The 21,920-nt window shown below is 58.2% G+C and carries 24 protein-coding genes; 17 read left to right on the plus strand and 7 right to left on the minus strand.

Translation table 11 applies throughout. The annotated features are described in order from the left end of the window. The first annotated feature begins 36 nt into the window (after nucleotides 1–36). From WCX72_RS06175 to WCX72_RS06205, 7 genes are all read left to right on the plus strand, one after another. The gene (locus tag WCX72_RS06175; protein ID WP_345971437.1) at nucleotides 37–543 is read left to right on the plus strand and encodes a 3-isopropylmalate dehydratase small subunit; all 507 of its coding nucleotides are present in this window, start codon (nucleotides 37–39) and stop codon (nucleotides 541–543) included. Beyond that, nucleotides 540–1,610 carry a 3-isopropylmalate dehydrogenase gene (gene leuB / locus WCX72_RS06180; RefSeq protein WP_231018007.1) on the plus strand — a complete coding sequence of 357 codons (1,071 nt, stop codon included), beginning with the start codon at nucleotides 540–542 and terminating at the stop codon, nucleotides 1,608–1,610. Before WCX72_RS06175 ends, leuB begins: the two co-directional genes overlap by 4 nt. Further along, on the plus strand, nucleotides 1,607–2,443 hold the full coding sequence (gene purU / locus WCX72_RS06185; RefSeq protein WP_345971438.1) for a formyltetrahydrofolate deformylase: 837 nt from the start codon (nucleotides 1,607–1,609) through the stop codon (nucleotides 2,441–2,443). Before leuB ends, purU begins: the two co-directional genes overlap by 4 nt. A 129-nt stretch (nucleotides 2,444–2,572) precedes the next feature. After that, nucleotides 2,573–3,043, plus strand: a complete 471-nt coding sequence (locus WCX72_RS06190) for a tRNA (cytidine(34)-2'-O)-methyltransferase (RefSeq protein WP_231018009.1) — start codon at nucleotides 2,573–2,575, stop codon at nucleotides 3,041–3,043. Then, nucleotides 3,040–3,198: a hypothetical protein gene (locus WCX72_RS06195; protein WP_231018010.1), complete on the plus strand. Its 159-nt coding sequence runs from the start codon at nucleotides 3,040–3,042 to the stop codon at nucleotides 3,196–3,198. The genes WCX72_RS06190 and WCX72_RS06195 overlap by 4 nt, the downstream gene beginning before the upstream one ends. 238 nt (nucleotides 3,199–3,436) lie before the next feature. Next, nucleotides 3,437–4,096 carry a LexA family transcriptional regulator gene (locus tag WCX72_RS06200; protein WP_345971440.1) on the plus strand — a complete coding sequence of 220 codons (660 nt, stop codon included), beginning with the start codon at nucleotides 3,437–3,439 and terminating at the stop codon, nucleotides 4,094–4,096. Between the two features lie 29 nt (nucleotides 4,097–4,125). Further along, nucleotides 4,126–5,472 (plus strand): SH3 domain-containing protein, encoded by a 1,347-nt coding sequence (locus tag WCX72_RS06205; RefSeq protein WP_345971441.1) that lies wholly within the window; start codon nucleotides 4,126–4,128, stop codon nucleotides 5,470–5,472. 18 nt (nucleotides 5,473–5,490) lie between these two features. Here the strand turns inward: WCX72_RS06205 and WCX72_RS06210 are convergent, their stop codons facing one another. Further along, complete coding sequence (locus WCX72_RS06210; protein WP_345971443.1) at nucleotides 5,491–6,687, minus strand: tetrahydrodipicolinate N-succinyltransferase N-terminal domain-containing protein; 1,197 nt, start codon at nucleotides 6,685–6,687, stop codon at nucleotides 5,491–5,493. Between the two features lie 172 nt (nucleotides 6,688–6,859). Here WCX72_RS06210 and WCX72_RS06215 point away from each other — a divergent pair, with 172 nt between their 5' ends. Both WCX72_RS06215 and htpX read left to right on the plus strand, forming a co-directional pair. Beyond that, a complete protein-coding gene (locus WCX72_RS06215) occupies nucleotides 6,860–7,339 on the plus strand; it encodes an ankyrin repeat domain-containing protein (protein WP_345971444.1) in 480 nt (159 codons plus the stop codon). Beyond that, on the plus strand, nucleotides 7,339–8,211 hold the full coding sequence (htpX, locus tag WCX72_RS06220; RefSeq protein WP_345971445.1) for a zinc metalloprotease HtpX: 873 nt from the start codon (nucleotides 7,339–7,341) through the stop codon (nucleotides 8,209–8,211). Before WCX72_RS06215 ends, htpX begins: the two co-directional genes overlap by 1 nt. On the opposite strand, the gene WCX72_RS06225 is transcribed toward htpX, so the two are convergent. Continuing rightward, the gene (locus WCX72_RS06225) at nucleotides 8,208–8,408 is read right to left on the minus strand and encodes a hypothetical protein (protein ID WP_345971446.1); all 201 of its coding nucleotides are present in this window, start codon (nucleotides 8,406–8,408) and stop codon (nucleotides 8,208–8,210) included. The two genes, htpX and WCX72_RS06225, sit on opposite strands and share 4 nt — an antisense overlap. A 111-nt stretch (nucleotides 8,409–8,519) precedes the next feature. On the opposite strand from WCX72_RS06225, the gene WCX72_RS06230 reads away from it, so the two are divergent. After that, nucleotides 8,520–8,897, plus strand: coding sequence for a DUF6394 family protein (locus tag WCX72_RS06230; RefSeq protein WP_231018017.1), 378 nt, complete (start codon nucleotides 8,520–8,522; stop codon nucleotides 8,895–8,897). A gap of 4 nt (nucleotides 8,898–8,901) precedes the next feature. Beyond that, a complete protein-coding gene (locus tag WCX72_RS06235; protein ID WP_345971447.1) occupies nucleotides 8,902–10,602 on the plus strand; it encodes an NAD-binding protein in 1,701 nt (566 codons plus the stop codon). On the opposite strand, the gene WCX72_RS06240 is transcribed toward WCX72_RS06235, so the two are convergent. Genes WCX72_RS06240 through aspS form a run of 5 tightly spaced genes read right to left on the minus strand, consistent with a single transcriptional unit; the run spans nucleotide 10,603 to nucleotide 15,503 of the window. Next, a complete protein-coding gene (locus tag WCX72_RS06240; protein WP_345971449.1) occupies nucleotides 10,603–11,712 on the minus strand; it encodes a metallophosphoesterase in 1,110 nt (369 codons plus the stop codon). An 8-nt stretch (nucleotides 11,713–11,720) separates the two neighbouring features. Next, nucleotides 11,721–12,461, minus strand: a complete 741-nt coding sequence (locus WCX72_RS06245; protein ID WP_345971450.1) for a molybdopterin-binding protein — start codon at nucleotides 12,459–12,461, stop codon at nucleotides 11,721–11,723. Between the two features lie 50 nt (nucleotides 12,462–12,511). Continuing rightward, nucleotides 12,512–13,159, minus strand: a complete 648-nt coding sequence (adk, locus tag WCX72_RS06250) for an adenylate kinase (protein ID WP_345971452.1) — start codon at nucleotides 13,157–13,159, stop codon at nucleotides 12,512–12,514. Nucleotides 13,160–13,170: 11 nt separating this feature from the next. Then, nucleotides 13,171–13,746, minus strand: a complete 576-nt coding sequence (locus tag WCX72_RS06255) for an adenylate kinase (protein ID WP_345971454.1) — start codon at nucleotides 13,744–13,746, stop codon at nucleotides 13,171–13,173. After that, on the minus strand, nucleotides 13,743–15,503 hold the full coding sequence (aspS, locus tag WCX72_RS06260) for an aspartate--tRNA ligase (protein WP_345971456.1): 1,761 nt from the start codon (nucleotides 15,501–15,503) through the stop codon (nucleotides 13,743–13,745). The genes WCX72_RS06255 and aspS overlap by 4 nt, the downstream gene beginning before the upstream one ends. A gap of 351 nt (nucleotides 15,504–15,854) precedes the next feature. Between aspS and WCX72_RS06265 the strand changes: the two genes are divergently transcribed. From WCX72_RS06265 to WCX72_RS06290, 6 genes are read left to right on the plus strand one after another with little or no spacing between them, the layout of a single operon-like run. Further along, nucleotides 15,855–16,619, plus strand: a complete 765-nt coding sequence (locus WCX72_RS06265; RefSeq protein ID WP_345971457.1) for a TIGR04219 family outer membrane beta-barrel protein — start codon at nucleotides 15,855–15,857, stop codon at nucleotides 16,617–16,619. A gap of 52 nt (nucleotides 16,620–16,671) precedes the next feature. After that, nucleotides 16,672–17,538 (plus strand): NAD(+)/NADH kinase, encoded by an 867-nt coding sequence (locus WCX72_RS06270; protein WP_345971458.1) that lies wholly within the window; start codon nucleotides 16,672–16,674, stop codon nucleotides 17,536–17,538. Beyond that, complete coding sequence (locus tag WCX72_RS06275; RefSeq protein ID WP_345971459.1) at nucleotides 17,535–19,094, plus strand: AAA family ATPase; 1,560 nt, start codon at nucleotides 17,535–17,537, stop codon at nucleotides 19,092–19,094. The genes WCX72_RS06270 and WCX72_RS06275 overlap by 4 nt, the downstream gene beginning before the upstream one ends. Next, a complete protein-coding gene (locus WCX72_RS06280; RefSeq protein WP_345971461.1) occupies nucleotides 19,091–19,867 on the plus strand; it encodes a TatD family hydrolase in 777 nt (258 codons plus the stop codon). Before WCX72_RS06275 ends, WCX72_RS06280 begins: the two co-directional genes overlap by 4 nt. 44 nt (nucleotides 19,868–19,911) lie before the next feature. Beyond that, nucleotides 19,912–21,138, plus strand: coding sequence for a LysM peptidoglycan-binding domain-containing protein (locus WCX72_RS06285; protein WP_345971462.1), 1,227 nt, complete (start codon nucleotides 19,912–19,914; stop codon nucleotides 21,136–21,138). Continuing rightward, complete coding sequence (locus tag WCX72_RS06290; RefSeq protein ID WP_345971464.1) at nucleotides 21,131–21,919, plus strand: septal ring lytic transglycosylase RlpA family protein; 789 nt, start codon at nucleotides 21,131–21,133, stop codon at nucleotides 21,917–21,919. Before WCX72_RS06285 ends, WCX72_RS06290 begins: the two co-directional genes overlap by 8 nt. Nucleotide 21,920 lies beyond the last annotated feature (1 nt).

A 21,920-nucleotide genomic window follows, 5' to 3' on the forward strand; every position in this document is an offset into this window, starting at 1 on the left:
TGGATATAATCGCACCAAAAAACTGCAGGATCTTCTATGAGCACACTCGAAGGAAAAGTCTGGCGGTTCGGTCAGGATGTCGATACGGACCTGATCATCGCCGCACGCTATCTTAATACTTCCGATCCCAAGGAACTCGCGAAGCATGTAATGGAGGACGCCGATCCAGATTTCGTTTCGAAAATGGCACCGGGCGACATTATCGTCGCCGGCAACAACTTCGGCTGCGGCTCGTCACGCGAACATGCCCCGATTGCCCTGAAAGCCGCCGGGATCGCCGCAGTGATTGCCCCGACATTTGCCCGCATCTTCTACCGCAACGCCTTTAATATGGGACTGCCGATCTTCGAACTCGAAGAGAGCGCCGAGATTGCCGAAGGCGATATCGTCTCCGTCGACATGGACAAAGGGACGGTCACAGATAAGACGACCGGCAAGAGCTATGCCTTTACGCCGATCCCGCCGTTTATGCAGGAGCTGCTCTCCGCCGGTGGCCTGATGAACTATGCCGAAGAAGAGATCAAAGCAGGAGGAAAAGCATGAAGACCTATAACATTGCCCTGATCAAGGGGGACGGGATCGGTCCCGAGATCATCGACGAAGCGGTCAAGGTGCTCGATGCCGTTGCCGCCCGGTTCGATTTCTCCATGCGTTATGAAGAGGTCCTGATGGGCGGAAGCGCCTACGACGTGACCGGCGATCCGCTGCCCCAGGAGACGATCAACGTCTCCTTGAATGCCGACGCGGTCCTTTTCGGCGCCATCGGCGGTGAAAAGTGGGACAACCTGCCGCGCGAAAAGCGCCCGGAAAGCGGCCTGCTGCGTTTCCGCAAAGAGCTCGGCGTTTTCGCCAACCTGCGCCCGGCCGTCGTCTACGACGAACTGGTCAACGCCAGCTCCCTCAAGCCCGAAGTCGTCAAAGGCGTCGACCTGATGGTCGTGCGCGAACTGATCGGCGGTATCTATTTCGGCGAACCCAAAGGTTGGGAAGGGGACAAGGCCTACAACACGATGGTCTATACGAAGCCGGAGGTTGTGCGCATCGCCCACACGGCGTTCAAGATCGCGATGGAACGCGGCAAAAAGGTCTGCTCCGTCGACAAGGCAAACGTCCTCGACGTCTCCCAGATGTGGCGCGAGACCGTCGAAGAGGTCGCCAAAGAGTACCCGGAAGTCTCCCTGTCGCACATGTACGTCGATAATGCCGCAATGCAGCTCATCCGCGACCCGAAACAGTTCGACGTCATCCTGACGGGGAACATTTTCGGCGACATCCTCAGCGACGAGGCGAGCATGCTCTCGGGCTCTATCGGGCTGCTCCCCTCCGCCTCTGTCGGCGCGAAGATCGGCGTCTATGAGCCGATCCACGGTTCGGCACCGGACATCGCGGGGCAGGGGATCGCCAACCCGATCGCGACGATCGCCAGCGCGTCGATGATGCTCCGATTCGCCCTGGGCGAAAACGAGGCGGCGGACCGTATCGACGCGGCCATCAAGCATGCCCTCAAAGACGGCTACCGTACGCGCGACCTCGCCAACTACGACGCCAAAGAGCTCTGCTCCACCAGTGAAATGGGTGACATCATCGCCAACTACGCGGCCAAAGAATGAAAGAGTACCGGGTACTGATCGATTGTCGTGACGAAAAAGGGCTCGTCTACAAAGTTTCGAGCATCTTTTTCAAGTACGACCTGAACATCCTCTCCAACAGCGAGTTCGTCGACAGAGAAACGAACCTCTTCTTTATGCGCAGCGTCGTCAGCGGCTTCATCGACGGCAACGACCTGGAGAAGGAGCTGCGCGCCGTGCTGCCGGAAAAGGCGAACCTGCGTATCGTTTCCCCGGAGAAGAAGAACATCGTTTTGATGGTCACAAAGGAGTCCCACGCCCTGGGGGACCTGCTGATCCGCTACGAGGCCGGCGAACTCGACGCCAATATCCTCGGGGTCGTTTCCAACTACGATCTGCTCGAACCGCTGATCGAAAAATTCGGCATCCCTTTCTATACGGTGTCGCACGAGGGGCTCAGCCGCGACGATCACGAACAGAAGGTGCTCGAGTGCCTGGCCGCTTTCGGCGAGATCGACTATATCGTCCTGGCGAAGTACATGCGTATCCTCACGCCGAACTTCGTCGAGGTCTACGCCAACAAGATCCTTAACATCCACCACTCTTTCCTGCCGGCGTTTATCGGGGCAAACCCCTACAAACAGGCGTATGAGCGCGGTGTGAAGATCATCGGGGCGACGGCGCACTTCGTCAACAACGACCTCGACGAAGGGCCGATCATCTCCCAGGACGTCAAGCATGTCGACCATGCCCACAACTGGCAGGAGATGCAGCGTCTCGGACGCGATATCGAGAAGATCGTCCTTTCCCGGGCCGTACGCCTGGCCCTCGAGGACCGTATCTTCGTCTACGGGAACCGGACCGTTATTTTTTAACTAAACGCCAAATGAACAAAGTCCATTTGTCTACGCTGCCGCTAAGGCACGTTGTCCTCGCTTTGCTGCGGAATTCCGCTTTGCTGCATCGGCAGTAGGCCCACGCGCTTTGCGCTTTTAAAGGCACTCATGTTTAACATCGTTCTTGTCCATCCGCAGATCCCCAACAACACCGGCGCCATCGGGCGCCTCTGCGTCAACACGGGTGCCACGCTGCACCTGATCGAGCCGCTGGGATTCGATATCAGCGAAAAGGCGGTCCGGCGGGCGGGGCTGGATTACTGGCACAAGATCGACCTGCATGTCTGGGAGAGCCTGGAGGCGTTTACCGCAGCGCACCCCGATGCCGCGCGGTACCACCTGGCGACGACCAAGACGGAGCAGCCCTATTTCGAGCATACCTTCCGGGAAGGGGACTACCTCTTTTTCGGCAGCGAGACCGCCGGGATCCCCGCCGAGCTTCTCAACGCGCATCCGGAAGCCTGCATGACAATCCCCATGACGCGGGAGGGACGCAGCCTCAACCTGGCGATCAGCTGTGGGATTATCCTCTATAAGGCGATTGAACAGAACTTTGAGACCTATAAGGAGATGATGTGAACGGGGTAATCGATACGATCATGCTGATCCTCTTTGTGCTTTTCATGTTTATGATTTTCGGCGGTTACCATCGCCAGAAATTCGAAGAGCGCGAAAAAGAGGAGAAACGCAAAGAGGCGGAGGAAGAATCCGCGTCATCCGATACAAAGGCCTAGGCTCAGAGCAGCCTGTCGGCCAATCTTTCCAGAGAGTGTTCAAACTTCTCAAACCATGATTCCGCTTTTCTGATCATCTGTGCCATGGGAGCTCCCTTTGTCATTCGATTTGACCTATTGTAGGACTGCATGACATCTTTCTTTTCAAATATTGCAATTTGACATATAATTTTGCTACGATCTTACATCGCTATACCATTATGCTATACAAAACAACGCGTAAAAGAAGGAGCTGAAGATGAAAGAGTTTGCCGACATCGTCGAGGAGATCAAAGATATCGTTTCCGGCGAGCTTCCTGGGAAAAAAGTGTTCGACAAGGATGTCGCCTCCCTGCTCGGGATCTCGCAAATGAACTTTGCCACCCTGAAAAAACGCAACAAGATCCCCTATGAGGAGCTGCTGAACTTCTGCGCCAAACGCTCCATCGCGATCAACTGGCTGCTCTTCGGCCAGTCGCCCGAAAGCCTGATCGAACCGACCAACAAGTTCTATATGGTCCGCTATTTCAGCGAGATCAGCGCCTCGGCCGGCGGCGGGGCGGACGTGTTCGACGAGGGCTCCGAACCGATGATGCTGAGCGGGAATTTCGTGCAGACCCTCGGCGGGGAGCAGGAGCTTCGCTTCATCGAGGCGATCAATGTCAGCGGGGATTCGATGGAACCGACCTTCAGCTACGGCGACATCATCTTTGTCAACCGCAGCAAAAAGGATATCGGCCGGGGCGGGATTTTTACCATCAATACCGAAGGCGGCCTTTTCATCAAACGCCTCCACAAGCGAATAGATGGTAAAATCGACATTATTTCTGACAATAAAGAGTACCCCGTCCAGACCGCCGCTCCCGATGCCATCGAGATCATCGGACGCGTTGTCGGGCGGTTCGGTCAGGTCGATTAACCGTCCCAGGGGCGGGAACCGGAGAGAAGATGTTTTCCCACCCACGCCCTTTGACCGCCCTGGCGGCAGCCCTCCTGGCCCTGTCGCTGGGCGGCTGTACCCCCAAAATGCTCCGGGACACGGCGGCCGAAACGCCGCTTCCCCCTCTCGCCGGCGTCGAGGACCTTCAGCGTTTCCCCCAGACGATCGATCCCTACCTTATCCGGCTGCAGGAGCGCAACGCAACGCTGCCGGTACAACAAGGGTACGAAAGCACCTATTACAAGGTGTGGGACGACGCGTATGCGCCTGAAGCGCTCGAAGAGGTCAAGTGGCCCTTTGATGTCTACCGTCCCGAAAACGCCTACGGACAGAACCTCCAGCCACTCTCGCAGGCATGGTTCTATGCGATGCTGCGCGAAGCGAACTGGCAGGCGTACGGCAGCACTGCCGGCCGTGCCGTGGCGCTGCGCCGCCTGGATCTGCGCAACTTCCCGACGGAGAAGCCCCTGTTTCGCGACCCCTCGGTGGCCGGGGAGGGGTTCCCCTTTGATTACCTGCAGAACAGTACCGTTTTCGCTGGCGAACCGCTCTATATTTCGCACTACTCCCGAAGCGGGGCATGGGCCTACGTCATGACCTCCTACGCGACGGGCTGGGTCCCCGTCGACCGCATTGCCCCCGTCGGCAGAGCGGAGCGGGAGGTCCTGCGGGCACAGCCTCTGCTGGGGCTGCTCGAAGACCGCATGCCGATCCACTCCCTGCGGGGACGCTATATGTTCGAAGGGTATGTGGGCATGGTCCTGCCGCTGCAGCAAAAAAGCGCGGCGCAGTGGCGCGTCGACCCGGCGGGCCACGCCGGGACCGCAGAGATCCGGCGGGAAGCAGCGGCGCCGCTCCCGCTCACCTTCACCCGCGAAAACATGCGCCGGGTCATTGCGCCGATGATGCAGACAAAATACGGCTGGGGCGGGCTGTACGGCGAGCGGGACTGCTCCTCGACGCTGCGGGACATCTTCGCCCCCTTCGGCCTCTGGTTGCCGCGAAACTCCTACAAGCAGTCCAGGCTCGGGAAGGTTATCTCGTTCGAAGGCCTTGACGACGCCGCGAAACTCGCCAAGATCGCTGCGGAGGGGAGACCCTTCGAGACGCTGCTCTACCTCAAAGGGCACATCCTGCTCTACCTGGGCGTCTACGACGGCGAGCCTGCGGTCCTTCACACGGTCTGGGGCGTCAAAACCGTTGACGACGAGGGGAACTTCGGCCGCCACATTATCGGCAAGACCGTCATCTCATCCCTGCGCCTGGGTCACGAACTGGAAGGGTACAGCGACGAATACTCTCTGCTGCATAAAGTGGAAAGTATGAATTTCGTTTTTGAAGAGGAAGAGGAGTAGGTACCGCGGAAGCGGTACCTAGTGAAGGTCGGCGTTGAGCTTGACCTCGCGGCGGGAGCGCAGGGCGATCATCTCGCCGGTAAAGGAGTCCTGGCGGTAGTGGATGCCGTTGAGACCGGCAAGCTCTTTCCCTTTGAACCAGTCGCCTTCGAGCTCGACGCCCGGATTGGCGGCTTTGATCTTCTCGAGCTCTTCGTATTCGATAAGGAACTTCGTCCCTTCGAGGATCGCGATACCCGCATCGATGATACAGGCGTCTCCCAGCGGGATGCCGCAGACGGAGTTGGCGCCGAGGAGGCAGTTCTTGCCGATGGAAATAGGGTTGCCGTCGGTGCCGCTGAGGACGCCGAGGATGGATGCGCCGCCGCCGACATCGGAACCGTCGCCGACGACTGCGGAGCTGGAGATGCGCCCCTCGACCATGCTCACGCCCGTCGTACCGGCATTGAAGTTGATGTAGCTCGCCCCCGGCATCACGGTCGTACCGGCATGCAGCTGGGCACCGAAGCGGACTTTGGACGTTTCAAGGATACGGGTATTGTCCGCCGGGATGATGTGCTGCAGGAAGCGCGGGAATTTGTCGACGAAATCGATATGCGGGTACTGGCCGGAGAACTTGAGCTCGATTTCGTTTTCATGGAGCCAGTCGAGTTCGATCGGCTGGCCGTCGCTCCAGGCGACGTTCGGCAGGGCACCGAAAGCGCCGTTAAGGTTGATGCTGCGCAGGGCGACCTGGCCCAGGGACATCGCGTAGAGCTTCAGGTAGGTTGCCTCGACGCTCTGGCACGGCGCATCGTTGAAGATGAAGACGACGCGGAACTCGCCGTCGCGCATACCGCTCTCTTTGATCTGGTTGTACAGCGCAGAGATCACCTGGATGTTCTTATGGGCGTCGCCGTAGGCTTCATCCGCATAGGGCGTGAAGGCATTGAGGCAGCTCTCGAGGAAAGAGAGGGTGACGTTGCAGATCGCCTCGTCGCCGCTGATGTCTACCGGACAGCCGCTCTCTTTGAGCGCCTCCATGAAGATCGCCGCGCTGCCGAAGTTCTCATCCCAGTTGACGACCGGGTAGGTCGCCTGCAGGATCTTGTCGGTGTTCAGCTGGCCGAAATCGACCCGGCAGATACCGAAGGCGACCGGTGCCTTGTACCCTTCGCCGTTTTGAATGTCAGCCACTTTGGCCTTGAATGCGTCTGCAGTTTCAATCATTTCCATAGAGCAGGTTCCTTGAATTTTTTCGGAATTCTAACACAGACCAGCTCTGATAACCCTGCATCTGACTTGGCAGCGGGATTTTCTAAGGCGCGTATTAAGGCGCCTCATTGATGCAAAACCGAAGCTGTCGGTTAGAAGTTGCGGTGTTATACTTTCGCAAAGGATTGAAGCAATGAGCAACTGGTCGACGTTACTACAGTCGGATGACTATCTCGGTGTCAAAAAGAGTCTCAAAGAGGGTGCCGACGTCAATGAAAAGAGCGAGCACGGAGAGTCGGTGATCGCCCAGGCGCTTCGGCTGCGCTGCAGCGATGAGCTACTGGAGCTCCTGGTCGGGGCGGGCGCGGACCTCTTTGATGCCGATGATGAGGGTGTGAGCGTTTTCGATGTCGCGATCACTTATAACAATCCGGCAATGGTGCGCAAGATTATCGACGAAGGAGTCGACGTCAACGAGACCCGCCGGGCCAGCGGCTTTACCCCGCTGATGGCCGCCGTCTGCTATAACCGCAAAGAGATCGTTGAGCTTCTCATGGCGAACGGCGCGGACACCGCCATTACCGACAAGCTCGGGCTGACCGGCGCGGATTACGCCCGCAAGACCCACCGCAAACAGATGCTCGGCCTGTTGGGAGAAGAGGGGAAAGAGTGATGGAACAGGTCAAAACCGTCTTTCTCCTCTCCTCGCTGGCGGTGCTGTTCGTGATGCTCGGCGGCTATTTCGGCGGCATGAACGGGGCGCTGATCGGACTGCTGCTTGCCGGCGGGATGAATTTTTACGCCTATTTCTATTCGGACAAGATGCTGCTGCGGCACTACCACGCCGAACCGGTTACGCCGGAGCAGAACCCTCGCCTCTACCGCATCATCAGCGCCCTCGCGCACAAAGCGGGCCTCCCGGTCCCGGCGATGTATATCATCCACGAACCGACTCCGAACGCCTTTGCCACGGGACGTGACCCGGCACACGCCGCCGTCGCGATTACCGAGGGATTGCTGCAGATGCTTGACGATGAGGAGGTCGAAGCCGTTATGGCCCATGAGCTCTCCCACGTCAAACACCGGGATATGCTCATTGCCACGGTGGCCGCCTCCATTGCCGGTGCCATTGCGATGATCGCCAATATGATGCAGTTCGGGGCGATGTTCGGCAACAACCGCGGGCGCAACCCCATCGTCATGATCGCATTGGCGCTACTGCTGCCCCTGGCGGCCAGCGTCATCCAGATGACCATAAGCCGCTCCCGGGAGTTTATGGCCGATGCCGGCTCCGCGTGGATCACGGGGCACCCCGAGTGGCTGCAGCGGGCCTTGCGCAAACTGGAGACCTACAACACCCGCGGCAGCGTACAGGGCGCGACCCCGGAGAACGCCCACCTCTTTATCGTCTCACCCTTCGGCGGCAAACGGCTCTCTTTCGGGGAGCTATTCCGCACCCACCCGACGACGGAGCAGCGCATCGCCCGCCTTGAACTCCTCAAAACGGGGAACAGTCCGAAACCTTTCGAGCGCCACTACCGCTAAAAAAGCTTCTCCTGCCGCTCGTTCTCGAGGGGCTTGCGTTTTTCCTTGCTCAACCACTCTTCTAGCAGGTGCTCGACGACTTTGCTCAGGCTCATCTTATAGCGCTGCCGCGCGTATTTCATGCTTTCGTTCCAGACCTCTTTGTCGACGATGAGCGAGCGGGTTATCTCATTTTTCGGCTTCATGATATCATCCAATATTAATTATATACAAAATTATATAGTAATTTTTAGAATGCGTCAAATAGGGGATGACGGTTAAAGCCTTTTTAAAAAAGGGGAGAATAGAATGGTTGCCAAGGAGTGTCTATGAACCTGTCCAACGTTATCTCCGGCTTCTTCATTATCCTCGCACTGACGACGAACTTCGGTTTCTTTTACGGTGATCCGACGGTCATTGACGAGCACAGCCGGTATGAGCTTTTCGCGGCGATTATCTTCAACCTGATCGCGACCGTCTACAAACTGGGGGACAAGACGCAGATCGGCGCCGTATTGCTGGCGACGAGCCTGGTGGCCGATATCCAGCTCATCAGCTCCGCGTCGGTCTGGGCCTTCGGCGAATACGTCGTCGGCATGAACACGGAGGTGGTCGTCGCGATCATCTCGCTCTCGGGCGGGGCCATGATCGCCAATATCGTTTCCGTCATCCTCTTCACGGCGGAAACCATCAAATCGAAGCGCTGAGGCCGTGGACAATACCGCGCTTTTCCTGATCATCCGGCGCCTGCGGGTGCCGATGTTCGTGCTGATCACGACCTTTGGCATCTCCATCCTGGGCATGGTGCTTATCCCCGGCGTGGACGAGCAGGGACGGCCCTACCATCTGACTTTCTTTGACGCCTTCTATTTTGTCACCTATACCGCGTCGACGATCGGTTTCGGGGAGACGCCCTACAGCTTTACTTACCCGCAGCGTCTCTGGGTCTCTTTTTCCATCTACCTCTCCGTCATCGGGTGGTTCTACGCCATCGGCGCCATCGTTGCCCTGATGCAGGACAAGGTGCTCGCATCCCAGATCGACCTCTCGAAGTTCAAAGGCAAAATCCACGGCATCCGCGAACCTTTCATCATCTTCGTCGGCTACAACCTCCTGGCCAAAAGCATTATCCGCAAACTGAGCGACGAAGGGATCCAGTCCGTCGTTATCGAGAACGACGCGATGCGCATCGACGAAATGGTCCTGGCGAACTACACGCTGGAGATCCCGGCGCTGCACGGCGACATCAACGACCCGGACGTGCTACGCATGGCCGGTGTCAACAAGCCCCTGTGCCAGGCGGTTGTCTCCCTCTCCAGCGACGATGCGATGAACCTGCATACGGCCATGGCGGCCAAACTGCTCAATCCCCACGTGAAGGTGATCGTCGAGGCGACCTACGAGGAGTATGCGGAGAACCTCAATACCATCGGGATCGAGATCGTCGAAAACCCTTTCAAAATCGTGGCCAAGCGGCTGTACATGGGGCTGCGCGCCCCCTCGCTGCTGATGCTGGAGCAGTGGATCTACGGCGAACCGCTGCAGCTGCACCCCCGTGACATGATCCCGACCGAGGGCAAATACATTGTCTGCGGCTACGGCCGGATGGGCAAGGCGCTGCGCATCGCGCTCAAGCGTGCCGGCATCGAGTACGTCTTTATCGAAACGAACCCAAAAAAGGTGCGCCAGATGCGCAAGGACGATGTCCACATCATGGTGGGGGAGGGGCAGGACAAAAAACTCCTGCTCGATGCCGGGGTCAAAGAGGCCTCCTGCATCATCGCCGGCATGAACGACGACTTTATCAACCTGAGCATCGTGATGGCGGCGAAGAAACTGAACCCCAACATCTTTACGGTTGCCCGTCAGAACAACATCCACGACGACAGCGTCTTCAAAGCCGCAGACATCGACCGGGTGACGATCGTCAAGAACCTGCTGATCAATCAGACCTATATCGCCATCGCGCGGCCGCTCAGCGAACGGTTCCTGCAGCTGATCAAGAACAAGGGGGCGGAGTGGGGCGACGGCCTCATCATCACCCTCAAACAGATCATCGGCGACAATCCCGACAAGCTGGAGACCGTCGTCGACGAAGAGCATGCATACGCGCTCTGCCGCCACCTGGAAAAAGGGGAAACGGCGGAGCTGGAGATCCTGCTCCGCAGCCGTAAAGATCACCGCTACTGCAACCGCGCCGTTGCGCTCTACCTGCGGCGCGGCGATGAGGATTTTCTGCTTCCGGACCCGGGGATGCCACTTCAAATCGGCGACCAGCTGCTGTTTGCCGGGGACAGGGAGTCATTCGAGGATATCGCCTACAGCATGGAGAATCTCTATGAGCTGCAGTATGTTCTCGAGGGTAAAAGCTGTGCCACCTCCGTCAGCTGCCGCCTGCATACGGGACGCTGATCAGACGATATCGATCACGCTGATCTCACTGGGGGCGAGCACCCGCAGCGGCGGTCCCCAGTAGCCCGTGCCCCGGCTGACATAGATCTGTTTGTCCGCATCGACGCGGTAGCGCCCCGCGAGGTAGGGCTGGTCGATCATCACGAGCAGGCCGAAGGGAAAGATCTGCCCGCCGTGGGTGTGGCCGCTGAGCATCAGGTCGTACGCCTTGTGCTGCATGATCCGCGTACTTTTGGGCTGATGGGAGAGGACGATCGTTTTCAAGGCGGGGTCACACTCCGCAAAAGCGGCTTCGACGTCGTAGGGCATTACCCCCATCCGTTTGGAGATCAGGTCGTTGACGCCGACGAGGTTGAACCGCTCGGCGATCTTCACGCTCTCATTGTCAAGCACGGTAATACCCAGTGCATCGCGCAGGTGCGCCACAATGGCCTCCACGCCGTGGAAATATTCGTGATTCCCGGTAATGAAGAAGGTCCCGAAGCGGGACTGCAGCGCTTTGAGGGGTTCGAGTTCCGCGGCAACGTGTTCGATCTTCCTGTCGACAAGGTCGCCGGTGATGACGACCATGTCGGGGCGCAGTGCATTGGTGCGCGTCACGCACGATTCAACGAACTCCCTGCGGATGTCCAGGCCGATGTGCATATCGCTGAGTTGGACGATACGGAAGGGCTCCGCATCCGTTTCGCCCAGTGCGATCTGTTCAAAACGGAGCATCGGGCGGCGCAGACCGCCGATCAGCCCATCAAGAAGGTAACTGACGGCGGCGATGATCATCGTGAGATCAAAGCCGATCTTGATGAAGCGGCGGCGTTCGGGCTGAAAAGGGATGCGCTCCGCGGCCGTATGCATCAGGTCATAGACGAGGGCGACGAAGAAGAGGATGAAGGTAACGCCGACGCTGCTGCTGAGCAGGTAATAGAGCAGCGGCGAATCGGGCAGGAGGTGGGTCAGGGTCTGAAAAACGAAAAAGACCTCGACGATGAAGAGGAAAAGCGCGGCGGCCCTCCACGCCCCGGGCGTTCCGAAGTGAAGTCGTCGCAAGAAACGGCGGTAGGCGTAGAGGTTCAGCGCGCCCATGACGGCGGTGAACACGAAGCCGAAAAGCAAAAAGCGTATCATGTGATCTGGAAGGCGATCTCTGCGTCGTGCAGAAAGTCGGTAAAGAGCGCGAACGCATCGTCAACGTCGGGGGTTTCGCTGCCGGCGACGGAGATCTCGACACGGGCGACACCGTCTCGTAGCATCGGAAGCGAAGAGAACTCGATCGCCTCCGGCACCTTTTTCATGACGTCGATCAGCGTGTTTTCGCTTGTCTCGGCGATCAATGTTCGGCGATGGAGGTGTTTGGGCTGGGAGAAGTGTCCTTTGATGGCGGCTTCGATCATAGGGTGTGCCATCTCCGGGAAGCCCGGTACGAAAAAGTAGCGGTTCTCCAGGGCAAAACCGGACATATTGTTGACGGGGTTTTTCAGCAGGGTGACGCCGACGGGCAGGTCCGCCATACGGATGCGGTGGGGACGGGCCTCGTCGCCGAAACGCTCGATAATGTCCTGCTCGAACTGGAAGTGGCGCCGCAGCGGCTTATCGGTAAAGACCTTCGCCGCGATGGGACGGGTCAGGTCGTCGGGGGTCGAACCGATCCCGCCGAAACTAAACAGTACGGCATCCGGATCGGCGAGGACCATGCGATAGGTGGCTTCGATCAGGGAAGCGTCGTCTTTGATGACCAGCGAGGCGTATAGGGCGTGCCCGTACGAGCCCAGGGCCTCTTTGAGAAAAGCAAAGTGCCTGTCGTTGCGGCGGCCGTTGAGGATCTCGGTCCCGATAATGACAGCATAGAAGTGTGGCGTATTCATAGAGGTATTATAGCGTCTGAAAGGGGAAGGAGGGCGGAGCCGCCCGGCGCTTATTTCAGCGCGGAGAGGATCGTGGTCTGGACCGTGTCGATCGGCTGGGTACCGTCGATACGGATATATTTGACGGCGCTGTTGTTTTCGGCTTCCGCCGTGTAGTAACCGATCAGCGGTGCGGTCTGCTCGTGGTAGACGCGCAGGCGGTCAAGCACGACCTCTTCTTTGTCGTCGTCGCGCTGCACGAGCTCTTCACCGGTGATATCATCCTTACCCTCGACCTTCGGCGGGTTGTAGACGACGTGGTAGGTACGGCCCGACGCCAGGTGGGCGCGGCGGCCGGACATGCGGCTGACGATCTCGGAGTCCGGGACATCGATTTCGATCACCGCGTCAATGGCGACGCCTGCTTCTTTCAGCGCGTCTGCCTGGGCGATAGTGCGCGGGAAACCGTCGAGCAGGAAGCCGTTCTTGCAGTCATCTTCCGTAATGCGCTCTTTGACGAGGCCGATGATGATCTCGTCGGTGACAAGCTTGCCCGCATCCATGAAGGATTTCGCCAGCTTGCCCAGTTCCGTGCCCGCCTTGATCGCCGCGCGGAGCATGTCGCCCGTGGAGATCTGCGGAATATCGAACGCCTTCGTCAGAAACTGTGCCTGGGTGCCTTTGCCTGCGCCGGGCGCGCCGAGTAGAATGATTTTCATGCTTTTCCTTGTTAAATTAAACTTTCAATATGGGCCTGCATCTCGTCCGCGACCTGGGCGAGTTCGCGTTCGCCGTTGATCTTGTGCAGCAGCCCTTTTTGGGTATAAAAGTGCTGGATATCGGCCAGCGGCTCGACGTAGACCTTCATGCGGCGTGCAAAGACCGCCTCGTTGTCGTCCGCCCCGCGTGCGCGTCCGAGGACGCGGTCACGGGCGATCTCTTCGCTGACAACAACCTCGATGACGTTTGCCAGTGCCACCTCCGGTTCGCCCGCGAGGTAGTCATCGAGGGCTTCCATCTGCTCGATGGAACGGGGATAGCCGTCGATGATGACCGCGCTGGTCGGCGCCTGCTTGATCGCACCGACGATCGTCTCGATCGCAATATTGATGGGAACGATCTCGCCGCGGTCGATGATAGCCTTGATGATCTGACCGCGTTCGCTGCCCGTCGCGACCTCCGCGCGGAACATATCGCCGGCGGAGTAGTGGGTGATCTCCGCGTGGCGCGAAGCGATCACTTCGCAATCGGTCGTTTTGCCCGAGCCGGGCGCGCCGATAATGAGAAAGAGTTTTTTACGACTCATGACTGGCTTTTGGATTCTCTGGTGCGGATATGCAGTTCACGCAGCTGGGCGTTGTCGACGCTGCTCGGAGCCTGGGTAAGCAGACAGGAGGCCTTCTGGGTTTTCGGGAAGGCGATGACGTCGCGGATGCTGTCCTTTTTGGCGAGCAGCATGATGAGGCGGTCGAAACCGATCGCGAAACCGCCGTGCGGCGGCGCACCGAACTTGAGAGCGTCGAGGAGGAAACCGAATTTCTCCTGGGCTTCCTCCTCCTCGATGCCGAGGAGTTTGAAGATCTCCTCCTGGACATCCTGCTTGTGGATACGGATGGAACCGCCGCCCAGCTCGACACCGTTGAGGACGATGTCGTAGGCGATGGATTCGATGTCTTCGACGTGCTCGTGGTTAAGGTCTTTAGGCATCGTGAAGGGGTGGTGCAGGGCTTTGACGCGTCCTTCGTCGATCTCGAACATCGGGAAGTCGACGACCCAGAGGAATTCGAAACGGTCTTTGTCGACGAGGTTCATCTTCTCATGCTCGGCGATAAAGATACGGAAGCGCCCCATGTAGTCCCAGACGGTGTGCTTGTCGCCGGCGCCGAAGAAGACGACGTCGCCGACTTCAAGCTCGGTACGGTCGATGATCGCCTGGATATCTTCGTCTGAGAAGAACTTCGTCAGCGGTCCCTTGAGGCCGTCCTCTTTCATCTGGAAGTAGCCAAGACCCTTCGCGCCGAATTTGCGGACGTAATCCTCGAAACTTTTCATCTCGCGCTTGGAGAAGACGAGGTCGGCGCCCGGAACGCGGAGCGCCTTGATGCGGTTGAGTTTCGGGTTCTTCGCGATGGCGGTGAAGATCTCGTTGTCGCAGCGCTCGAAGATGTCGATGACGTCGACCATCTCCAGGCCGTAGCGCATGTCGGGCTTGTCGGAACCGTACCTCTCCATCGCTTCACTGTGCGGCATGCGCGGGAAAGGGGCCTGCACGTCATGGCCGGCGGCTTTGAACATGCCGACGATCAGCTTTTCGGCGACGGCAATGACCTCTTCCTGGTCGCAGAAGCTCATCTCGACGTCGATCTGGGTAAATTCCGGCTGGCGGTCGGCGCGGAGGTCTTCGTCACGGAAACATTTCGCGATCTGGAAGTAGCGGTCGAAGCCGCCGACCATCAGGAGCTGCTTGAAGAGCTGCGGGGACTGCGGCAGGGCGTAGAACTCGCCTTCGTGGACACGGCTGGGTACGAGGTAGTCGCGCGCACCTTCCGGGGTGGATTTCGTCAGAATCGGTGTCTCTACTTCGAGGAAACCGAGCTCGTCGAGGACGTTGCGTGCCGCGATGGCCGCTTTGGAGCGCAGTCTGAAGGTGTCAAACGAGGAAGTGGAACGCAGGTCGAGGTAGCGGTACTTGAGCTTGGTCTCTTCGCCGACGTTCTCGTCGCCGATGACAAACGGCATCGGGGCGGAGCGGTTCTCGATGACGAGTTCATCGACGACGACCTCGATGGCCCCCGTTTTGAGGCGCGGGTTCGTCAGCCCTTCGCCGCGCAGACGGATGGTCCCTTTGGCTATCAGGACGAACTCGTCGCGGACGTCGTTGGCGATCTGGTGCGCTTCGGCGTTATCCGCCGGGTCGCAGACGAGCTGGATCAGTCCGGTTTTGTCACGCAGGTCGATAAAGATGATGCCGCCGTGGTCACGGTAACTGTTCGCCCAGCCGGCGAGTTCGACGCGCTCGCCGACGTTGTTTTCGTTTAAATCGGTACAGTAATGGCTTCTCAAAACGTAGGGTCCTTGTGCCGGCAGGTGTGATTCCTGCGGCAAAAATTTTCGCGATTATATCGCATAGGGGATTCAGCATTGCTAAAGGACAGGGGTAAGATGGGATCCGAGGCATGTTTCTGCCGGATCGCCAAACAAAACGGACAGTTGTGAAGGCGGCGTGAACCGTTTACGCACAGAGCCACGACAACGATATTATCCATCCTTGGTGAAACGTTAAGTAACAAAAAAACTAGTAAAACTTATATGTAAATGTTATAATCGCCGCCACAAAGCGCTCCCGGCGGCGGTGTTGCTCGGAGTGACGACCGCCACGTTTAGTGCGTTTACGTTGCATGCTAAAGGACCCCCGTGACATTTTTTTTGAAGCCAATACTGCTTTTCGCACTGTTTGCGACTGCGCTACAGGCCTTTGAAGCCGACATAGAAACGGGGGCGGGGGTGTGGTACGCCAAGGCATCGGGGGATCTGACCTATAGCGAAAACGGGGGAAGCGTCAGCTCCGTCGGGGACCTGGGCTACAAGGATGAATACAACTTCTACATCTTTGCAGAGGTCACGCCCAGGGAAGTTCCGCCCTTCGTGCCGAGCCTCCGCCTTGCATACACGTCGATTGCCTATAACGGGCGCACAAAAAGCTCCGTGACCTGGGGACCCTTCCTCTACCAGGCGGATGCGCCGAACAAGGTGAGCGCGGAGGAGTATGACGCGACTTTCTACTATACGTTTGCGGAGCTGCTCTCCTGGGTATCCTTGGATGCCGGTATCAACGTCAAATACGTCACGACGCGCTATACCATCGACGACAGCTCTTTTCACTATGATGAAAGTGACGTCACGACGCTGCCGCAGCTCTACCTGCATGCGAGCATGCCCGTCATGCAGCTGCCGGCAGCCGTTGAACTCTCCTACTATTATTATGATGAAGGCAGTTTCACCCTCTACGATTTCCGCCTGGCGGGGCGGTACGATTTCGAGACGGTCATGCCCCATTTCAAGCCGTCGATCGAACTGGGGTATCGCATGCACCGGCTCTGGCTCCAAAAAAAGAGCTATAACACGAAGATCGATCTCCTGCTAAAGGGGTTTTACCTGGAAGGTTCGCTGCACTTTTAACAATCTGACTCGAAATCACGGCGGCGATGCGCAGCGTGGTATAATCTGTTCCATGAATGAAACAGCGCAGATTTCACTGAAAAAAGTCGGCATTATCCTGCGGCCGTCGACGCCGGAACTCAAAGAGGTTTTCTACCGGGTCAAGCAGATATTCGAGGCCCATGGCATCGAAGTGCTTATCGACAACCTCAGCGGCGGCATGATCGGCGTTCTGGGGCAGCAGTTTGATATCCTCTGCCGGGAGAGCGATCTTCTGGCCACGATCGGCGGCGACGGGACCCTGATCTCCGCCGTGCGCCGGTCGCACAGTTTCGGCAAGCCCGTGATGGGGATCCACGCCGGGAAACTCGGCTTTCTCGCCGACGTTGCGCTCGACGAGCTCGATGAGATCCTGACGCAGATTCAGAACGGGGAGTACCGTATCGACGAACGGGCGATGCTGCAGGCGGTGATTACGACGGGGGCGGGGGAGAAGCGCGTCGTCGCCTTCAACGACATCGTTATCACCCGCCCCTCCATCTCCAAGATGATCCATGTCGAGACCTTCGTCGACGGCAAAAACTTCAACACCTATTTCGGCGACGGCGTCATCATCTCCACCCCGACGGGTTCGACCGCTTACAACCTCTCCGCCGGGGGACCGGTCCTCTTCCCCTTGACGAAGGTCTTCGCCCTGACACCGATCTGTCCGCACTCGCTGACCCAGCGGCCGGTCGTCCTGCCCGGGCAGTACGATATCGAAGTCCGGACACCGGACCAGAGCGCGCTGGCCGTTGTTGACGGGCAGGATATGTACGAGTTCGGCGAAGGGGACAGCATCCGCATCTCTCTGGCCGATATGCCGGCCAAACTCCTGCACCGCAAAGCCTTCAACTACTTCGATGTGCTCAAGGAAAAACTGAACTGGGGGGAAGGATGATCGAACATTTCCATCTGCGCGACTGTCTTACATTTGAGGAGGTCTCCATTGACCTCAAACCGGGGCTCATCGTCTTTTCGGGCCCCAGCGGCAGCGGAAAGTCCGTCTTTATGCGTTCCATCCTCGCCTCGTTTGGCCTTGATGACCCCATCGCGGCCCTGAGCGAATCGGTTGTCTCCTGGCAGATCGACGAAAGCGCCAGTGGGCTGCTCAATGAAAGCCCCAACGTGCTGCGGGAAGTGAAGAAAGAGAAGGCGCGCTACTTCTTTAACAGCCAGGCCATCTCCCGTGCGACGGTGGCGGAGCTCAGTAAAACCCACCTGCGCCATCTGAGCCTGAAGGATTACAGCGATTTCGATTCGGACGCGCTGCTGGGGCTGATCGATGCGACGGTCTCCGTTTCCGATGCGAAACATACGCACCACGTCAGTCTTTATCACCAGGGCTATCTGCGGCTCAGGCATCTCGAGCAGGAGATGGAGCGCCTCAAATCGGACGAACGCAAACTCCGTGAGCAGGAGGAGTTCGCCCGTTTCGAAGTCAACAAGATCAACGAGATCGGTCCGGAACCGGGCGAATACGACGCTTTGCTCGAGATCAAGAAATCCCTGTCGAAAAAAGAGAAACTCGAAGAGAAGATCGGCCATGCCCAGCAGATCTTCGATTATGAGCATATCGTCAACGAAGTGCTCGAATCGCTGGACATCGACGGCGCCTTTTTCGACGACACGATGAACGAACTCCGGACCCAGTTCGATTCGGCCCAGGAGCGTTTCGATGACCTCGAGGGCACCGATATCGAACAGGTCCTCAACCGTCTGGAGTCGCTTTCGGAACTGAAGCGGCGCTACGGCAGCATCGAGGAGGCGCTCTCCTACCGCGACAGCAAACAAAAAGAGCTCGACGTCTACGAATCCCTGGAGGAGCATGTCGAAGCGCTGCAGCAGGAACTCAATACCCTCTACACCTCCCTGACGCAGAGCGCCGCGCAGATCTCCCTTGCCCGCAGCGGCGCCTTGTACACGCTTAACGACTCCATCAACGGTTATCTGCACCAACTCTACCTTGATGGTGCGGAAGTGACACTGACCCACGGCGATTTCGGCCCGCAGGGGCAGGACCGCGCCTCCTTGCAGCTCAAGGGCGCGCCGCTGCAGCAGATCAGCGCCGGGGAGTTCAACCGTTTGCGGCTTGCGCTCCTGGCGGTCAAGTCCGAAGGGATGCAGGGGCAGCAGGGCGTGTTGATGCTTGACGAGATCGACGCCAACCTCAGCGGCGAGGAGTCCATGAGCGTCGCCCGGGTGCTGCGCACCCTCAGCCGCCACTTTCAAATCCTCGTCATCTCCCACCAGCCCCAGCTGACCGCCATGGGCGAACAGCACTTCATCGTCACCAAAAGCGAGCACAGCCACGTCCGGGAACTGGCCACGCAGGAAGAGCGGATGGAGGAGATCGCCCGGATCGTCAGTGGCGAATCGGTTTCGGAGAAAGCCCGCCATCTGGCCACGGAGCTGCTGGAGACGGCCCATGTCAGCGCCGAAAGGGTCGTCTCGTGATCATCGACACCCATATCCATCTCGACGATGAGCGTTACGAAGAGGACCTCGATGCGGTGCTCGAGCGCGCCGAACGCGAGGGCGTCGAGGGCCTGATCATCCCCGGCGCCGATGTCGAGACCCTGCCTCGGGCCATCGCGATCGCCGAAGCGCATGAGAACGTCTACTTCGCCGTCGGTATTCACCCCTACGATCTTGACGGCTTTGACACGGCCTGTTTCGACGAATTCCTCAACCACCCCAAATGCGTCGCGGTAGGCGAGTGCGGGCTTGACTATTTCCGGCTCGAAGGTAGTGAGGAGGAGCAGGCCGAAGAGAAACGGAAACAGGCCGAGGTGTTCCGGGCCCAAATCCGCATCGCGCTGGCCTACGGCAAACCGCTGATTGTGCATATTCGTAACGCCAGCCATGATGCGCGCGTCATCCTCGAAGAGGAGGGGGCATCACGTGTCGGGGGCGTCCTGCACTGCTATAACGCCGACGAAGAGCTTCTGGTGCTCGCCGGCCAGAACTTCTATTTCGGCATCGGCGGGGTGCTGACCTTCAAGAACGCGCGCAAGCTGGTGCAGGTACTGCCAAACATCCCGAAAGAGCGCCTCCTGATCGAAACGGACGGCCCCTATCTGACGCCCCATCCGCACCGCGGCGAGCGCAACGAACCGGCCTATACGAAACTGGTTGCCGCAAAAATGGGCGAGCTGCTCGACATGCCCGTCGAGACGGTCGAGGCGGTAACGACCCGGAACGCCTCGCGGCTTTTCGGCATTTTCTAACAACAGGGCACTATGTTATAATAAGCCAAAAAAGAGGGGATTTTTTGGTTATTGGACGTATTCTTGCACCCATTTTTTTGCTGCCCGCGCTGCTTTTCGGCGCCCTGTTTTTTGATTCGGACTCGAATCGTGAGGCCGAGATCGTACGAGCGTTCGATCTGCCTCCCGCTTTTCTGAACGACCCCAAACTTCAAAAGATTATCAGCAAAAAACGCACAGAGTACCAGCGCCACGGCTTCTTTAAGAGCCTTAACCAGGCCTACCTTTTCATCCCGATGATCAAGGACATCCTTGTACACTCGGACGTTCCTGATGAGTTCCTCTTCCTGGCGATGGCGGAGTCGGGCTTCTCCATCGATGCCTATTCCCATAAAAAAGCCTCCGGGGTATGGCAATTCATGCCCGAAACGGGGCGCACCTTCGGCCTGCAGATCAATGATTATGTCGATGAGCGCAGGGACCTTGTCAAATCGACAAAAGCCGCCATCACCTACCTGGAGACGCTCCATGCCAGGTTCAACAAATGGTACCTCGCCGCCATCGCGTACAACTGCGGGGAAGGGCGTCTCTACCGTGCGATCAAAAAGGCGGGTACCGACAACATTGCCGTGCTGCTCGATGAGAAGAAGCGCTACCTCCCCAGGGAGAGCCGCAACTATATCCGCAAGATCGTCGCGCTGACGCTGCTGGCGTCGGATGAGGACTTCATGATCAACCAGGAGTACGCCTACTTGCTTAACCGCGCCAACGCCTACTCCATCGCGCAGGTCAAGGTGTCACGGGGCGAACGCATCAGCCGTGTCGCCAAGCTGATCAACATGCCGGCGTACAAGCTGACCTCGCTCAATCCCCACCTCAAGTATGACTTCGTACCGCCCAAAAACACGCAGTACACCATCTATATCCCCTATGTCAAACTGAACGAATTCCGCCAGAACTATAAACCCGCTCCGCTGGAGACCTTCTACATGCTTCACCATGTCGAAGCGGGGGACAACCTCTCGCGGATAGGGAAAAAGTACCGCGTCCCCTACAAGATGATCAAGGAGTTCAACCGTCTGCATACCAACATGCTGCGGATCGGACAGAAGCTTGTCATCCCCCTTTCCAAGCCGCTGGATCTGAAAAACGGCAAATACACCGTCAAGCGCGGTGACTCCCTCGAGGCGATCGCCCGTATTTTCGAGACGACGGTTTCCAGCCTGAAAAAGCTTAACAACATCAAAGGGAGCCTGATCCGCGTCGGCGACCGGCTGAGTATTTATGATTAAAATCCTTCCGCTTCTCGCCCTCTTGCTCCTGATCGCCGGGTGCAGCACGCGGGGCGTATCGTCCCGCACTGCCTATGAGGCTCCTCCGGCCGTCGCCACCCGGACAACGCCGACATCGTCGACATACAAACACCCCACGATGCGCCCCTATACGGTCAACGGCCGCCGCTACTTTCCTACGGTCGTTCAAAAGGGAGACACCTTTGACGGCCGCGCCAGCTGGTACGGTCCCGACTTCCACGGCAAACTGACCTCGAACGGCGAACGCTACGACATGTACGCCGCCACCGCCGCGCACAAAACCCTGCCGATGAATACCATCGTGCGCGTCACCAACAGACGCAACGGACGCCAGACCGTCGTACGCATCAACGACAGGGGGCCCTTCGTCGCTTCGCGGATCATCGACCTCTCCAAAAAGGCCGCCACCGATCTTCAGATGGTGGGAGCTGGGACGACCGACGTGCATCTCGAGGTGCTCGGCTTTGCCGGTAAAGGCGAGCGCGTCATCCCGTCGGCGGCGGCGCTGCGCGCCGGACCGACGGAGCAGGTCGTCAGTGCGTTCTACATTCAGATCGGTGCTTTCCGCCGTTTCGAGGGGGCCTCTATCACCCAGCAGAAATTCGATGGTTTCGAAGGGCATAAAACGATCATCAAGGATACTGAGTATAATAACGAAAGACTTTTCCGCGTCTGGCTCGGAAAGTTCAAAAGCGAGGCCGAGGCGCACGATTTTATTGCATCGTCACCTTTTGAGCACGCCTTTATCGTAAGGAAATAAG

It is taken from the genome of Thiomicrolovo immobilis (assembly GCF_039645955.1).
GTDB classification, from domain to species: domain Bacteria; phylum Campylobacterota; class Campylobacteria; order Campylobacterales; family Sulfurimonadaceae; genus Thiomicrolovo; species Thiomicrolovo diazotrophicus.